Here is a 15,544-nt window from a genome sequence, read left to right as displayed (position 1 = left end):
CCGCCTCAAAAGGGGTTCATCCGCGCATTGACGCCGCTCTTGTCGACCAGCCAGTGCTTCAGCGCGGCAAGGATGTGGATCGCGACGAGCGCGAGCATCGTCAGCCCGAGCAATTCGTGACGCTCATGCATCACGTCGGCGAGCGCCTTGTCGGAGCCGGTGATCGCGGGGATGGTGAACAGGCCGAAATAGTCGATCCCGCGTCCCGCCGCCGACATCCAGACCCAACCCGAAAGCGGCAGCAGGATGAGCAGCGCGTAAAAGAGGAAATGCACGATCTTGCTCGCGGCACGCTGCCACGCGGCGATGCTTGCGGGAAGCGGGGGCGCCTTGTGGCCGAGCCGCCACAGGATGCGAAGGACGGTCAGCGCGAGGATCGTCATCCCCAACGCCTTGTGGACGCCCATCGCCGCCATATGCGTGTCGCGGCCCATCCCTTCGGTCAGCATCGCGAGGCCGATGTTGGCGATGACCGAAAGGCCGATGAGCCAGTGGAGCCAGATGGCCACCTTCGTATAGCGCGGGCCGGCGGTGCTGCCGGCATCGAATGCGACGGTGGCCATATGACGTGTCTCCTTAAACCGCGGGTGCCTCGGTCACGAGCTGCATCTTGCCGCTTTTCACCTGTTCGGCAAAGACTTCGCGCATCAGTTGCAGCGAGAAGAGATGCGCGAAGATCAGCGCGAGCATCCCGTTCTGCATCATCTTGCGCAGCACGTCGCCGCGCAGCTCGCGCAGCTTGGCCTCGTCGACCATCTGGAAACCGCGATAGATATAGGGCTGGTTGCCGCCTTCGGGGGTGATGCTGACTTCGCCGTCCATCAGCAGGTCGGCTTTCTTCAGCTCTTCCATGAACTGACCGGTGCGCAGCCCGGCTTCCTCGAAATTCTTGCAGAATTCGAGGATGTTGTTGGTGGCGTCGGACGGTTTGCCGTCGGCGAACAGCGCGTCGCCTTCCTTGAACTTGCCGATCGCGCCCGAGGTCGGGTCGAAGCAGAGCGACAGCTCGTCCGAATCGGGGCGCAGGCGCGCGAGCAGGAAGGGGTAGCGGCGGATATAGGCCGGCACATAGACGGGATTGAGCAGCTTGCCCTTGTCGTCGACGAAGGTGTTCACGCCCTCGTTCATGCCCATCAGCGCGAGCGGCACCGGATTTTCGCCCGCCGAAAAGACGATCGGATAGAAGCGGCTCGCCGAGGAAAATTCGTCGGTGGTCAGCGGCACCGCATGCTGGTTCACCAGAAAATCGGCGTTGTCCATCATCCGCACATGGAAATCGGCGTGGTCGACGCTGGAGAGCGGAACGAGATCCTTGAAGAAAATCGGCAGGTTGGCATTGGTGGGCGCAGAGGCCATGATGAAACTCCGAAGCGCGAGCCCGCGGCCGCGGACCCGAAAAAGATGGAATGCCGGGCCTTATTGGCCCGCACGCGATGACGCAAGGGGCGATGCCGCGAACGGCAGGGCAATTGCACAGGATCGCCCTGCTTCCGCTTCCCCGTCACCCTGAACCTGTTGGGCGATTGTCCCGCTCGCATCCCTGATCTCTCGTCATTGCGAGCGAAGCGAAGCAATCCAGAGCGGTTTACGCCTGCTCTGGATTGCTTCGCTTCGCTCGCAATGACGGAGTGAGGGGTGTCCACGAATGTTCAGGGAATAATCGCCAACTTGTTTTCAGGGTCCATACGCGATCGCCCCGCGCGCGGCGATTCAGCCGATCAGCTTGCCCGGATTGAAGATCCCGGCAGGGTCGAGCCCCGCCTTGACGCCGCGCAGCGCCGCGAGCCGGGCAGGGCTGTCGAGTTCGGCGAGGAGGTCGCGCTTCATCTGCCCGATGCCGTGCTCGGCCGAGATCGACCCGCCGAGTTCGAGGACATGGGCATAGACGAGCCGGCTGACGTCCTCGCCGTGCGTGTCGAGCCACGCCTTGCCATCGACATCGGCGGGCGGCTGGACATGGTGATGGACATTGCCGTCGCCGAGATGGCCGAACGATACGGTTCGCACCCCCGGAAAGGCGGCCGACAGGCGCTGCGGGTCTTCGGCGATGAAGCGCGGCATCAGATCGACCGGCACGCTGACATCGTGCTGGAGCGCTGGCCCGTCGGCACGCTCGGCCTCCGAAATCGAATCGCGCAGCTTCCACAAGGCTTCGCTCTCGGCCTCGTTCTTCGCGATCACGACATCGTCGATCAGCGCCGAGTCGAGCGCGTCGGCCAGCGCGGCCTGCAGCGCCGTTTCGAGGTCGTCGCCGGCATCGCCGGCTAGCTCGACGAGCGCGTACCAGGGGTGGTCGTTCGCGAGCGGCGCGCGCGTTTGCGGAATGTGGCGCAGCACGGCGTCGAGGCAGGCGTGCGGAATGAGCTCGAACCCCTCGAGCTGGCGGCCGAGCGCCGCGTCGAGGCGGCAGAGCAGCGACAGCGCCTCGCCGGGCGATGCCAGCCCGATCCACGCGGTTGCGCGCGACGTTGCCGCGGGAACGAGGCGCAGACAGGCGGCGGTGACGATGCCGAGCGTCCCTTCGGCGCCGCACAAGAGATGTTTGAGGTCGTAGCCGCGATTGTCCTTTTTGAGCGGCGCGAGGCCGTCGAAAATCCGCCCGTCGGGCAGCACCGCTTCGATCCCCGCGACGAGCGCGCGCATCGTCCCGTGGCGCAATACCTGCGTCCCGCCGGCGTTGGTCGACACCAGCCCGCCGATCGTCGCCGATCCCTTGCCGCCGAGCGTCAGCGGGAAGCGCATTCCGTGGTCGAGCGCCGCATGGTGAAAATTTTCCAGAATGACGCCGGCCTCCGCGACGGCGAGCCGGGCCGCGGGGTCGATCGACCGGATGCGGTTCATGCGCCGCAGGCTGAGCAGCAGCTGCGTGCCGCTTGCATCGGGCGTCGCGCCGCCGACCATGCCGCTGTTCCCGCCCTGCGGCACCAGCGCCGCGCCTTCCTCGCCGCACAGTCGCACCACCGCCGCCACCTCTTCGGTCGTGGCGGGCGACAGCATCGCGGCAGCGCGGCCATGATATTTGCCGCGCCAGTCGGTGAGCCAAGGGGCCATCGCGTCGGCGTCGCCGGTGTAGCCCTTGGGGCCGAGCAGTTTTTGCAGGCGCTTCAAAAGGTCGGGGGAGGGGGTGTGAGGCATCGAACCGCTCGGTCTTGGCTTGGGTGTGACTTGACACCCGATCAATTCATTTGCTGTTCAATCACGGGTGTTAAAGGGGGATGGACGAAAGCGGGCCTTTCGTCCAGCCGGCAGTGGCGCGGGAGCTTAGCGTGGACAGCATGATCTCGACTGGCGTTGAAGGCGCGGGGCCGCGCTTGTGCTGACGTCGGCCGCCCTCATCCTCGGCGCTTTGTCGGTCGCCGGCGACGCGGCTCCGGCGCCTTTGCCGGTGGCGGTGCCGGCCCTTTCGATCGAGCCGCCGTCCGCGCATTTCCAGGTCGTTATCGAGCAGCAGCTGATCATCCGCGTGCCCGCGCGCCGTTCGCCGCTCACCAATTTTTCGGCACCGCCCGCCCCCTCGGCGCGCATTCGCGAGACGCCGATCGTGTGGAAAGAGAAAAAGGCGCCGAAATGCGTCGCGATGCGCGACATCATGGGGATGCAGGCGGTACAGCGCGACAGCATCGACCTGATCACGCGCCAGAACCGGCGCCTGCGCGCGCAGCTCAATCGCGGTTGCCGCGCGCTCGATTTCTATGCGGGCTTTTACATGAAGGGCAACAAGGACGGGCGGCTCTGCGAGGATCGCGACGAAATTCACGCGCGCACCGGCGCGCGCTGCGAGGTCGACAAGTTCCGCCTGATGGTGCCGGTCCCGCGCGACGACGACGACTGATCGCGAATATCGTCGGCATTCCTTGACTTTTCGCCGCGCTTTCCCCAAGGGCCGCGGCAGCGATGGCGGATGTGGGACGTCGCGCCGTAACCTATTCCGGACATGATGACCTTATGAAATTTGCCGACCTCGGCCTTTCCGACGAACTTTTGCGCGCCGTCAGCGAAGCCGGCTATGATGAGCCGACGCCGATTCAGGCGGGTGCGATCCCCTCGGTCCTGATGATGCGCGACATGATCGGCATCGCGCAGACGGGGACGGGCAAGACGGCGTCCTTCGTGCTGCCGATGATCGACATTCTGGCGCACGGCCGCACCCGCGCGCTGATGCCGCGCTCGCTGATTCTCGAGCCGACGCGCGAACTCGCCGCGCAGGTCGCGGAAAATTTCGAGAAATACGGCAAATATCACAAACTTTCGATGGCGCTGCTCATCGGCGGCGTCCAGATGGGCGACCAGATCAAGGCGCTCGAAAAGGGCGTCGACGTGCTGATCGCGACCCCCGGCCGGTTGATGGACCTGTTCGAGCGCGGCAAGATATTGCTCACCGGCTGCAACCTGCTCGTGATCGACGAAGCCGACCGGATGCTCGATATGGGGTTCATCCCCGACATCGAGAATATCTGCACCAAGCTGCCCGCGAATCGCCAGACTTTGCTCTTTTCGGCGACGATGCCGCCGCCGATCAAGAAGCTCGCCGACAAATTTCTGTCGAACCCCAAGACGATCGAGGTCGCGCGCCCCGCGACCGCCAACGAGAATATCGCGCAATTCCTGGTCAAGACGAGCGAGCGCGGCAAGCGCGAGACTCTGCGCGGCCTGATCGAGGATGAGGATATCGCGACCGCGATCATCTTCTGCAACCGCAAGACGACGGTGCGCGAACTCGCCAAGTCGCTGCAGCGCCACCGCTATCGCGCGGGCGAGATCCACGGCGACATGGACCAGTCGAGCCGCATCGCCGAACTCGACCGCTTCAAAAAGGGCGACATCAACATCCTCGTCGCCTCCGACGTCGCGGCGCGCGGGCTCGACGTGAAGGGCGTCAGCCACGTCTTCAACTTCGACGCGCCGTGGCATCCCGACGATTATGTCCACCGCATCGGCCGCACGGGCCGCGCGGGGGCGAAGGGGCGCGCCTTCACGCTGATTACCCCGTCGGACGACGAGGCGATCGACAATATCCAGAAGCTGACCGGCACGAAGATCGAGGTGCTGGGACGCAGCGAGACGGCGAGCGACGAAGGCGAAGGCGAGGCCGCACCCAAGACCGGCGGCCGGGGTCGCCGCGGCGGCCGCAAGGCCAAGGACGAACCGAAGCGCGAGGCGCGCAAGGAAGACGACCGCCGCAAGGAGCGGGCACCAAAGACAGAGGCGCCGCGCGCCAGGCCTGCGCGTCGGGACGACGATGGCCCCGACGACGGCTGGAACGGCCCGATGCCCGACTTTCTTTCGGTGGGTTTCGGGAGCTGACCTTCTCTTAACCGTTGTCATTCCCGCGAAAGCGGGAATCCAGAAGCAACGCTGGAACTGGATTCCCGCTTTCGCGGGAATGACAAGGTCGTAAAATAGCTCAACGCTTCGTGGCGATCGCTTTCCGCCTAAACCCGGACGAGCATCTTTCCGATATTCTGCCCCGAAAAGAGGCCAAGGAAGGCATCGGGCGTGGCCTCCAGCCCGTCATGCACGGTCTCGCGCATCGTCACCGCGCCGCTCGCGATCAATCCGCCCATGTCGGCATAGAATTCCTCCATGCACTCGAAAAACTGGTCGGTGTAGATGAAGCCTTCCATGCGGATGCGCGCCGGGATCGCGCGGATCAGATATTTCATCTCCTGCGGGTGTCCGTCGTTGTAGACGTCGATCATGCCGCAGATCGCAAAGCGCGCGAAGTCGTTGGCGGTCGCGAAAGCCGCGTCGAGATGCTCGCCCCCGACATTGTCGAAATAGACGTCGATGCCGGGCTTGCCGAGCGATTCGAGGGCTTCGGACAGGCCGGCCAGCACCGGTCTGGCCTTGTAATCGACCACGGCATCGGCGCCGAGGCTCTTGACCCAGGCGCATTTTTCCGCGCCGCCGGCCGATCCGATCACCGCCATCTCGCGCGCCTTGGCGATCTGCACGACCGCCGAGCCCACCGCGCCCGCCGCAGCCGAGACGAAGACGGTGTCGCCGGGCCTGGCCGCGGCGATACGCAGCAGGCCGATCCATGCGGTGCCGCCGGTGAGTCCCATATTGTGGAGGAAGGTCTGCGGAGCCATGCCCGTCGCGAGCGCCTCGTCGGGGAGCTTGAACGGCGACATGTCGAGGCCGATGATCCCGCCGTCGCGCCAGCCGCCCATATGGAGGATCAGGTCGCCGGGCGCGAAGCCCTCCATGCGGCTCTCGACGACCTCGCCGATCGCGCCGCCGGTCATCGGCTGGTCGATCTGGAAGCTCGCCGTATAGCTTTTGGCGTCGTTCATGCGCCCGCGCATATAGGGATCGACCGAAAGCCAGCGGTTGCGGACGCGCAGTTGATTATGGTCGAGCGGCGCGTCGGGCAGGTCGCGCAGCGCAAAATTGTCGATCGTCGGCAGCCCCTGCGGGCGACTCACCAGATGCCAGGCCTTGGCCATATCTCTCACCCCCACTTTTTATGCGGCGGACGGCCCGATGGTCAGAAAAGCCGTTGCCACCGCCGGGCGGGCTCGTTAAGAGCCGCCCGGTCGCGGGGCCGTAGCTCAGATGGGAGAGCGCTGCAATCGCACTGCAGAGGTCAGGGGTTCGATTCCCCTCGGCTCCACCAGCGACCCTTCCGGTTCCAAATCAAAACGTATCGACGCGGCACAGCTTCAGGCCGCACGCACGAAGCCATCGAGGACGCGCTTCGGGCCCGCCTGGTCGAACTCGACCTCCAGCTTGTTGCCGTCGATGTCCATGATCTCGCCATAGCCGAATTTTTCGTGGAAGACGCGCATGCCGATCGCGAGATCGCTGCGCGGTTTGGCGCCGACCGAGGCGGCGGGGCCTTTTTCCGACGGCGCGGGCGCGCGGGTGATCGTCGAGGATTGCGCGACCGCGCGCTGCCACGCGGGGCCGCGCGTCATCGTGCGCGCGGGGTTGCGCTCGGCAACATGCGCGAAGGGATCGCCCTGCGCCGACCAGTTGGCGCGCCACAGGCTTTGCCCGCCGCCGAAGCTGTTCTCGCTCTCCACATGCTCGGGCGGAATTTCGGCGATGAAGCGGCTCGGGATGCTGCTCATCCACTGGCCATAGATGCGCCGGTTGGCCGCATGATAGATGCTCGCGCGCTGGCGGGCGCGGGTGATCGCGACATAGGCGAGGCGGCGTTCCTCTTCGAGGCTCGCAGTCCCGCCCTCGTCCATCGCGCGCTGCGACGGGAAGACGCCGTCCTCCCAGCCCGCAAGGAAGACATGGTCGAATTCGAGGCCCTTGGCGGCGTGAATCGTCATGATCGTGACCTGTTCCTGCGTCGCCTCCTGATCGGCGGCCGTGACCAGGCTGATATGTTCGAGGAAGGCTTCAAGGGTTTCATATTCCTCCATTAAACGGGGAATTTGCTGCAAATCCTCTAGTCGACCCGCCGCTTCGATGGAGCGATCGGCTTTCAGCATTGCTATATAGCCCGACTCTTCCATGACGAGTTCGGCCAGTTCACTGGGACTCAATTGATCCCGTTTTTCTCGCCATCGTTCAAAATCACCGGTGAGGCGAGCCAGCGTGCTGCGCGCGCGCTGCGGCAGTTCATCGGTGTTGGCGACGAATGTGGCAGCGGACGAAAGCGAGATACGTTGACCGCGTGCGATTTGTGACAGCGTTGCAACGCTCTTGTCGCCCAACCCGCGCTTGGGCGTGTTGACAATTCGTTCGAAAGCGAGATCGTCCGCAGGTTGATCGACAACGCGAAGATAGGCCGTCACGTCTCGCGTATGCGCGCGATCCCAGAAACGTCGGCCGCCGTGAATGCGATAAGGCATCCCGATCCGGGTGAAGCGCTCTTCAAAATCTGCCGTCTGGAACTGCGCGCGGACGAGGATCGCGGCGCGGTCGAGCGAAATGTTCTGGCGCTGGAGGTCTTCGAGTTCTTCGCCGATCCGCCGCGCTTCCTCGGGCCCGTCCCATACGCCGACGACGCGGACCTTGTCGCCAGCATCGAGCTCGGTCCACAGCGTCTTGCCGAGGCGGTCCGAGTTCTGCGCGATCAGCGCCGACGCCGCGGCGAGGATCTGCGGCGTCGAGCGGTAATTCTGTTCGAGGCGGATCACCGTCGCGCCGGGGAAATCCTTTTCGAAGCGCAATATGTTCGCGACCTCGGCACCGCGCCACGAATAGATCGACTGGTCGTCGTCGCCGACGCAGCAGATATTCTTGCGCGCCTGCGCGAGCAGCCGCAGCCAGAGATATTGGCTGGCGTTGGTGTCCTGATATTCGTCGACGAGGATATATTTGAAACGCTGCTGATAATGTTCGAGCACGTCGCGGTGCGTTTTCAGGATGACGAGCATGTGGAGCAGGAGGTCGCCGAAGTCGCAGGCATTGAGCGTCTTCAGCCGCGCCTGATAGAGCGCATAGAAATGCTGCCCCTTGCCGTCGGCATAGGCTTCCCTGTCGGCGGCATCGAGGTCGGCGGGGGTCAGCCCGCGATTCTTCCACTTGTCGATCAGCCCCGCGAGCTGGCGCGCGGGCCAGCGCTTTTCGTCGAGCCCGTCGGCCTGGATCAACTGCTTCAAGACGCGAAGCTGGTCATCGGTATCGAGGATCGTGAAATTGCTCTGCAGGCCGACGAGTTCGGCATGGCGGCGCAGCATCTTCGCGCAGATGCTGTGAAAGGTGCCGAGCCACGGCATCCCCTCGACCGCGTCGCCGATCATCCGCCCGATACGCTCGCGCATCTCGCGCGCCGCCTTGTTGGTGAAGGTGACCGCGAGGATTTCGGAGGGCCATGCGCGCCGCGTCGCGATGATGTGCGCGAGCCGCGCGGTCAGCGCCGCGGTCTTGCCCGTGCCCGCGCCGGCGAGCATCAGCACCGGGCCTTCGGTCGTGAGCACCGCCTGCCGCTGCGGGCCGTTCAGTCCGCGCAGATAGGGCGGGTCCGAGGGGTCGGGGGACGGGATGTCGGGCGGCGAGGCGGGGAGGTCGTTCACGCGCGAACGATTAGGGAACAGCGTGCGCGCTGTCCAGTGCGCGACGACGGGACGAAGCGCGCGGCGCGGCGTCTGCGCGGGCTTCCCATCGGCCGTTCGACGATCTACGGTCGCGGCGATGCGGGGACGATGGCTTATCCGGTCGGCAAGCGCGGCGCTGGCGGTTTTGACGCTCGCGGCCTGCGCGGGCGGCCATTACCGCCCCGTCGCAGACACGCCGGTCAGAGTGGGCCCACCTTATACCGTGCGCGGCACGACCTATGTGCCCGCGGCGGCGCCCGCCTATGACGCGGTCGGCTATGCGAGCTGGTACGGCAATGAATCGGGCAACCGCACCGCAAATGGCGAGAAGTTTCGCGCCGGCTGGATCACCGCGGCGCACACCACGCTGCCCCTGCCGACCTATGTCGAGGTCACCTCGCTCGATACGGGGCGCCGGATCGTCGTTCGGGTGAACGATCGCGGGCCGTTTGCGGGGCGCGGGCGGATCATCGACCTGTCGAAGGGCGCCGCCGAAGAGCTCGGCATTCGCGCCCAGGGTCATGCCGCGGTGCGCGTGCGCCGCATCGAGCCTTCCGAAAAGGACCGGGCAAGGCTGCGCAAGGGCAAGCCGGCGCGCGCGCTGGCGCCGCTGTCGCCGCGCGAACTGCAAGGGCTGCGCTCGCGCCTCGCGAGCGGGGGCTGATCCGCGAAGGCGGTTCGAAACGACGGTAAGGGAAGAAAATGGTGGGCGTGGCAAGGATTGAACTTGCGACCCCTGCGATGTCAACACAGTGCTCTACCACTGAGCTACACGCCCACACGTTTCGGGGTGACGCGCCCCTTAAAGGCCTCCACGCGGGCTGGCAAGCCCCCCGCGCGACGAAATGCGATTATTGTTGGTGCGACCGGTCGGCACTGTCGAACAATGCATCGACCTCGCGCACCAGATCCTTGAGGTGGAAGGGCTTGGACAGCAGCTTCGCCTGCGGCACATTTTCCTCGGCGCGCAGCGACACTGCGGCGAAACCGGTGATGAACATCACCTGCGTCTGCGGCGCCACCCTGGCGGTGTGCTGGGCCAGCTCGATTCCGTCCATCTCGGGCATCACGATGTCCGACAGCAGCAGGTCAAACGTTCCCGAATCGATATAGGGGACGGCTTCGGTTCCGCGATCGACGGCGGTGACGTGATAGCCGGCACTCGTCAGCGCGCGCGACAGATATTCGCGCATCACGTCATCGTCCTCGGCCAGCAAGATGCGAATCATTCGAAAAAGAAGCCTTTGATCGTTTTTGCGCCGGCACAATGGGCGGCGTATCCCTCGTTTCGAAGCGCCGTCATAGCGGCAGAGATTTAACAAATTGGCGAGGACGACTGGATTCGCGGTCCGTTTTTTGCCACCCCTCTCTGATGGCGCGCCCCAGCATCCCGCTCCCGGCAATCGCTGTCAACCGTCCGGCGGCCGACGGCCCCGTCGTCGTGTCCATCCCCCATGCCGGACGCATTTATCCGCCCGAAATACTGGCGGCGGCGCGCGTGTCCAAAGAGGATCTGGAGCGGCTGGAGGACAGCTGGTGCGACAGGATTGCCGCCGGGGCGGAACAGAGCGGCGCGACTGTGGTGCGAGCCATGTGGGCGCGCGCCGTCGCCGACTGCAATCGCGGCGAAGGACAGATGGCGCCGGGCGAAGTCGCGCCGATGCTGCGTCCGCAGTTTTCGGCGCCGGGACGCAAGGAACGCGCCGGGCTGGGCGTCGTTCCGACGCGCCTGTCGCATTGCGGTCCGCTGTGGCGCCGCCCGCTTGACCGGGCCGAGCTCGAATGGCGGCTCGACCGGCTTCACCGGCCCTATCATGCCGCGCTCGCCGGCGAACTGGCGGCGGTGCGCGACCGCTTTGGACGCGCTATCTTGATCGACCTGCACAGCATGCCGCCGATCCCGCCGGGACAGGCGGGCCATGGCGCGCGCCTGATCGTCGGCGATCGTCACGGCGCGACCGCCGATCCCGAGCTGGTCGAACGCGTGATCGCGGCCGCCGCGCGACTCGGGGAGCCTGTGGGACGCAATCAACCCTATGCGGGGGGGCATATCGTGCGGACGCACGGGCGACCCGCAGAGGGGATCGACGCGGTTCAGATCGAGATCGACCGCACCCTCTATCTGGGCGGCGATCGCTACCCCGACGCCGCGCGTGCTGCGCGACTGGCGCAGTGGTTTTCGGAGCTTCTGACCGAACTGGCGGAGCTTTTTCCGGGCGATAATTCGCTGCTGCTCGCTGCCGAATAAAAAACCACCTCGTACCGGGGTACGAGGTGGCCAGGGTCCAGGGAGGACGCACCCGCGTCATGCTGACGGGGCACTCGCCGCGATGGTAAGGGGGAAACCATGGCGGCGTACCGGCAATCTAGGATGTTGCGCGCCGCGTTACAAGAAGCGACGACGGAAAAACTGCCAATGTCGCGATATTCGCGGTGAAATGGTCGGGGAGAGAGGATTCGAACCTCCGGCCCCTGCCTCCCGAAGACAGTGCTCTACCAGGCTGAGCTACTCCCCGACCGATCCGGCGCCGGCGGACCGGCGCGAGGGCAGGGCGGTCCTCTAGACGCGCATTTGGCGAACATCAAGCGCCAATCGCCACATTGCGGCAATTGCGGTTTCTAAAGCAGCCCGGCGCGGCGAAAGCTGAAATGCCCCGTGTCGACGAAAATCAGATGGTCGATCAGGTCGATGCCCAGATTGGCGAGAAAATCGGCGGCTTTGCGCGTGAAATCGAGATCGGCACGGCTGGGCCGAGCTTCGCCGGACGGGTGATTGTGGGCGATCAGAACATGCTGCGTTCCGGCGGTCAAAACGGCGCGCCAGCGGTGCGGCGCGATCCGGCACCGGTCCGCGCCGGTCGCTTCGATCGGTTGCACGGCGGTCAGGCGCTCGATCGCATCGAACCCCGCCAGCACCAGCGTTTCGCAGGTAACCGCAAAGTGCGGGCGCAGCAGGAGGCGAGCGAATTCGTCCTCCGCGCTCAACGGAGTGAAGCCGTCGGGGCGGGCCAATGCCGCATCCTCGTCGATTTGGTCGACCTTTGTCATGGCTCCCTTTTGGGAGCGAGGACCGCGGCCCGCCAAGCATCGACTGAACCGGAACGGACCCTCGCCCGCCGGCGCTTGCCGCCCGGGCGGGGCGGGCCTAGCAAAGAGCCAGTAACACGGGAGCGAGTCTTGGCCGAATCCATCCATTATGAACTGCAATATCTCGACCTGATGCGCCGCATCTGGATCGAAGGCGACGAGCGTGTCGACCGCACGGGGGTGGGGACGCGCTCGCTGTTCGGCGAAACGATGCGATTCTCGCTCGCGGACGACGCGATTCCCTTGCTCACGACCAAGCGCGTCTATTGGAAGACCGCGCTGCGCGAACTTTTGTGGTTCCTGACCGGCGATACCAATATCCGCCCGCTGATCGCGCAGGGGGTGCGAATCTGGACCGACTGGCCGCTCGACCGCTATCGCCGCGAAACCGGCGAGGATGTGAGCGCCGAGGCGTTCGAGGCGCGGATACTCGCCGATGAAGAATTCGCGCGCGCCTGGGGCGATCTGGGGCCGGTCTATGGCCGGCAATGGGTGAACTGGCCGCGCTACGAACCGGCGGGCGACGGGCTTTTTCGCCGCGCCGAGGCGGGGCACAACCAGATCGCTGCCTTGATCGATTCGCTGCGCAACAACCCCGGATCGCGCCGCCATATCTTCACCGGCTGGAACGTCGCCGATCTCGATCGCATGGCGCTGCCGCCGTGCCACATGACCTATCAGTTTCATGTCCGCAGCGACGGCGGGCTGTCGTGCCTGCTCTTTCAGCGGTCGTGCGACCTTGGGCTGGGCTTTGCGTTCAATGTCTTCGAGGCGGCGCTGCTGACCCGGATGATCGCGCAGCAATGCGACCTGACGGCGCACGAGCTGATCTGGACCGGCGGCGACGTGCATCTCTATCTCAACCATGCCGAACTGGTCGAAGAGCAGATGAAGCGCGTGCCGGGCGGGGCGCCGAAGCTGCGGATATTGCGGCGTCCAGAGAGCATCTTCGATTATCGCTTCGACGATTTCGCGGTCGAGGATTACGCGCCGCAGGCGCATATTTCCGCGCCCGTCGCGGTCTGAGCGGCAGCCATTGCATTGGTATGCGCAAAGCAATAATATGTCGTTCAATTGAAATATAACGGCGCGGCGATTCGCGCCTCGAAGGGACGATGCCATGCCCGAAACGCCCCCGCCAGCGGCGAGCAATCTGCCGTCGCTGTCGCTCCATATTCCCGAGCCGCGCTATCGGCCTGGCGACACCCCCGACTTCGGCGACATCGTCGTTCCCGCGGTCGAGGCGACGCCGCGCCCCGGCGAAGCGTCGAAGCCCGACGCGATGCGCGAGCTTTGCTACGGGCTCGTCCGCGTGCTCGATTTCGACGGCGAAGCGAAGGGGCCGTGGAACCCCAATCTCGCACCCGACCGCCTGCGCCAGATGCTCCGCCATATGATGCTGACGCGCGCGTTCGACGACCGCATGTTCCGCGCCCAGCGGCAGGGCAAGACCAGCTTTTACATGAAATGCACGGGCGAGGAGGCGACGTCGGTCGCCTCGACGATGGCGATCGACCGCGCCGACATGGTGTTCCCGAGCTATCGCCAGCAGGGCATTTTGATCACGCGCGACTATCCGCTGATCCAGATGATGAACCAGATCTACTCGAACCGCGGCGATCATCTGCTCGGGCGGCAGCTCCCGATCATGTATTCGGCGCCCGAGCATGGTTTCTTCAGCGTGTCGGGCAATCTCGCGACGCAATATCCGCAGGCGGTGGGCTGGGCGATGGCGTCGGCGTCGAAGGGCGACAGCCGCATCGCGACGGTGTGGTGCGGCGAGGGATCGTCGGCGGAGGGCGATTTTCATTCAGCGCTGACCTTTGCGACCGTCTATAACGCTCCCGTCATCTTCAACGTCGTCAACAATCAGTGGGCGATTTCGAGCTTCTCGGGCTTTGCCGGCGGCGAGCGGACGACCTTTGCGGCGCGTGCCGTCGGTTATGGCATCGCCGGGCTGCGCGTCGATGGCAACGACCCGCTGGCGGTCTATGCCGCGACCCAGTGGGCGGCCGACCGGGCGCGCACGAACAACGGCCCGACCTTGATCGAGCATTTCACCTATCGTGCCGAAGGCCACAGCACCTCGGACGACCCGAGCGCCTATCGCGCCGCGCAGGAAGCGAGCGCCTGGCCGCTCGGCGATCCGATCGCGCGGCTGAAGCAGCATCTCGAGATGCTGGGCGAATGGGATGACGAGCGGCATGAAGCGCTCCGCAAGGAGCTCGAAGAGCTGGTCAAGACGAGCCAGAAACAGTCGGAAAAACTCGGTATTCTCGGGCATGGGATGCACCAGCCCTTCGAGACGATGTTCGAGGATGTGTTCGAGGAGATGCCGTGGCATCTCAAGGAACAATGCGCGCAGATGCTCGCCGAACAGGAAAAGAAGTTCGGCCCCGACTGGAAGCCCGAATGATGACGCTCAAAGACTCTGGCGCAACCAAGACGATGAACATGATCGAGGCGATCAACAGCGCGATGGACGTCATGCTGGAGCGCGACGACAAGGTCGTCGTGATGGGCGAGGACGTCGGCTTTTTCGGCGGCGTCTTTCGGGCGACTGCGGGCCTGCAGAAAAAGCACGGCAAGACGCGCGTGTTCGACACGCCGATCAACGAATGCGGCATCATCGGCGTCGCGGTCGGCATGGGCGCCTATGGGCTGCGCCCGGTGCCCGAGATCCAGTTCGCCGACTATATCTACCCCGGCCTCGACCAGCTCGTCAGCGAAGCGGCGCGGCTGCGCTATCGTTCGGCGAACGACTTCATCTGTCCGATGACGGTGCGCACCCCCTTTGGCGGCGGCATTTTCGGCGGGCAGACGCACAGCCAGTCGCCCGAGAGCATCATGACGCATATCTGCGGCGTGAAAACGGTGATCCCGTCGAACCCGCGCGACGCCAAGGGGCTGTTGATCGCGGCGATCGAGGACAATGATCCGGTCGTCTTCCTCGAACCCAAGCGCATCTATAACGGCCCTTTCAGCGGCTATTACGACCGCCCGGTCGAGCCCTGGTCGAAGCATGAGGCGAGCGCGGTGCCCGAAGGCTATTACCGCGTCGAACTCGGCAAGGCGGCGACGGTGCGCGAGGGCGAGGCGGTCACCGTCCTTGCCTATGGCACGATGGTGCATGTCGCCAAGACCATCATCGAGGAAAGCGGCATCGACGCCGAAATCCTGGACCTGCGGACCCTGCTGCCGCTCGATATCGAGGCGATCGAGGCGTCGGTGAAGAAGACGGGTCGCTGCCTGATCATCCACGAAGCGACGCGCACCTCGGGCTTCGGCGCCGAACTCGCCGCGCTGGTGCAGGAACGCTGTTTCTATCATCTCGAGGCGCCGGTCGAGCGCGTCACGGGTTTCGACACGCCCTATCCGCACAGCCTCGAATGGGCCTATTTTCCCGGGCCGGTCCGCATCGCGACCGCGCTCGAAAAGATCATGAAGGACTGACCGCC

At 65.0% G+C, this 15,544-nt stretch carries 14 protein-coding genes and 3 tRNA genes; 8 read left to right on the top strand and 9 right to left on the bottom strand.

Annotated features, from left to right (window positions below; genetic code table 11):
* Positions 1–5 precede the first annotated feature (5 nt).
* The 3 genes from CHB69_RS04310 to CHB69_RS04300 form a co-directional block, all read right to left on the bottom strand.
* Positions 6–563, bottom strand: coding sequence for a cytochrome b (locus CHB69_RS04310; protein ID WP_089214670.1), 558 nt, complete (start codon positions 561–563; stop codon positions 6–8).
* Between the two features lie 13 nt (positions 564–576).
* Entirely contained in the window at positions 577–1,356 is a 780-nt protein-coding gene (locus CHB69_RS04305) for a SapC family protein (RefSeq protein WP_089214669.1), read from the bottom strand.
* Positions 1,357–1,710: 354 nt separating this feature from the next.
* Positions 1,711–3,135 carry an FAD-binding oxidoreductase gene (locus CHB69_RS04300; RefSeq protein WP_141133906.1) on the bottom strand — a complete coding sequence of 475 codons (1,425 nt, stop codon included), beginning with the start codon at positions 3,133–3,135 and terminating at the stop codon, positions 1,711–1,713.
* 178 nt (positions 3,136–3,313) lie between these two features.
* Here CHB69_RS04300 and CHB69_RS04295 point away from each other — a divergent pair, with 178 nt between their 5' ends.
* On the top strand, positions 3,314–3,832 hold the full coding sequence (locus tag CHB69_RS04295; protein WP_089214668.1) for a hypothetical protein: 519 nt from the start codon (positions 3,314–3,316) through the stop codon (positions 3,830–3,832).
* A gap of 113 nt (positions 3,833–3,945) precedes the next feature.
* Complete coding sequence (locus CHB69_RS04290) at positions 3,946–5,304, top strand: DEAD/DEAH box helicase (RefSeq protein ID WP_089214667.1); 1,359 nt, start codon at positions 3,946–3,948, stop codon at positions 5,302–5,304.
* Positions 5,305–5,432: 128 nt separating this feature from the next.
* Here CHB69_RS04290 and CHB69_RS04285 read toward each other — a convergent pair whose 3' ends face one another.
* Positions 5,433–6,449, bottom strand: coding sequence for an NADP-dependent oxidoreductase (locus CHB69_RS04285; RefSeq protein ID WP_089214666.1), 1,017 nt, complete (start codon positions 6,447–6,449; stop codon positions 5,433–5,435).
* A 94-nt stretch (positions 6,450–6,543) separates the two neighbouring features.
* Here CHB69_RS04285 and CHB69_RS04280 point away from each other — a divergent pair.
* Positions 6,544–6,619 (top strand) — tRNA-Ala (locus CHB69_RS04280).
* 46 nt (positions 6,620–6,665) lie between these two features.
* On the opposite strand, the gene CHB69_RS04275 is transcribed toward CHB69_RS04280, so the two are convergent.
* Positions 6,666–8,978, bottom strand: a complete 2,313-nt coding sequence (locus CHB69_RS04275) for an ATP-dependent helicase (RefSeq protein ID WP_245836498.1) — start codon at positions 8,976–8,978, stop codon at positions 6,666–6,668.
* A gap of 118 nt (positions 8,979–9,096) precedes the next feature.
* Between CHB69_RS04275 and CHB69_RS04270 the strand changes: the two genes are divergently transcribed.
* Positions 9,097–9,663: a septal ring lytic transglycosylase RlpA family protein gene (locus CHB69_RS04270; RefSeq protein WP_089214665.1), complete on the top strand. Its 567-nt coding sequence runs from the start codon at positions 9,097–9,099 to the stop codon at positions 9,661–9,663.
* 39 nt (positions 9,664–9,702) lie between these two features.
* Here the strand turns inward: CHB69_RS04270 and CHB69_RS04265 are convergent.
* Positions 9,703–9,777: transfer RNA gene (locus tag CHB69_RS04265), tRNA-Val, on the bottom strand.
* 73 nt (positions 9,778–9,850) lie between these two features.
* The gene (gene cpdR / locus CHB69_RS04260) at positions 9,851–10,228 is read right to left on the bottom strand and encodes a cell cycle two-component system response regulator CpdR (protein WP_089214664.1); all 378 of its coding nucleotides are present in this window, start codon (positions 10,226–10,228) and stop codon (positions 9,851–9,853) included.
* 143 nt (positions 10,229–10,371) lie between these two features.
* Between cpdR and CHB69_RS04255 the strand changes: the two genes are divergently transcribed.
* Positions 10,372–11,247 (top strand): N-formylglutamate amidohydrolase, encoded by an 876-nt coding sequence (locus CHB69_RS04255; RefSeq protein WP_089214663.1) that lies wholly within the window; start codon positions 10,372–10,374, stop codon positions 11,245–11,247.
* Positions 11,248–11,438: 191 nt separating this feature from the next.
* Here CHB69_RS04255 and CHB69_RS04250 read toward each other — a convergent pair.
* Positions 11,439–11,515, bottom strand: a tRNA-Pro gene (locus CHB69_RS04250).
* A 103-nt stretch (positions 11,516–11,618) separates the two neighbouring features.
* A complete protein-coding gene (locus CHB69_RS04245) occupies positions 11,619–12,047 on the bottom strand; it encodes a JAB domain-containing protein (RefSeq protein WP_212541883.1) in 429 nt (142 codons plus the stop codon).
* Between the two features lie 129 nt (positions 12,048–12,176).
* On the opposite strand from CHB69_RS04245, the gene thyA reads away from it, so the two are divergent.
* The 3 genes from thyA to CHB69_RS04230 all read left to right on the top strand — a co-directional run bounded on the left by thyA (position 12,177) and on the right by CHB69_RS04230 (position 15,539).
* Entirely contained in the window at positions 12,177–13,112 is a 936-nt protein-coding gene (gene thyA, locus CHB69_RS04240) for a thymidylate synthase (RefSeq protein ID WP_281252640.1), read from the top strand.
* Between the two features lie 94 nt (positions 13,113–13,206).
* Positions 13,207–14,502 carry a thiamine pyrophosphate-dependent enzyme gene (locus CHB69_RS04235; RefSeq protein WP_089214661.1) on the top strand — a complete coding sequence of 432 codons (1,296 nt, stop codon included), beginning with the start codon at positions 13,207–13,209 and terminating at the stop codon, positions 14,500–14,502.
* A gap of 32 nt (positions 14,503–14,534) precedes the next feature.
* The gene (locus CHB69_RS04230) at positions 14,535–15,539 is read left to right on the top strand and encodes an alpha-ketoacid dehydrogenase subunit beta (RefSeq protein WP_089214801.1); all 1,005 of its coding nucleotides are present in this window, start codon (positions 14,535–14,537) and stop codon (positions 15,537–15,539) included.
* Positions 15,540–15,544 lie beyond the last annotated feature (5 nt).

Source organism: Sphingopyxis indica (assembly GCF_900188185.1).
Taxonomy (GTDB): Bacteria; Pseudomonadota; Alphaproteobacteria; order Sphingomonadales; family Sphingomonadaceae; genus Sphingopyxis; species Sphingopyxis indica.
The sequence above is the reverse complement of the archived record's forward strand: the minus strand, read 5'-3'. Positions and strand labels throughout refer to the sequence as shown.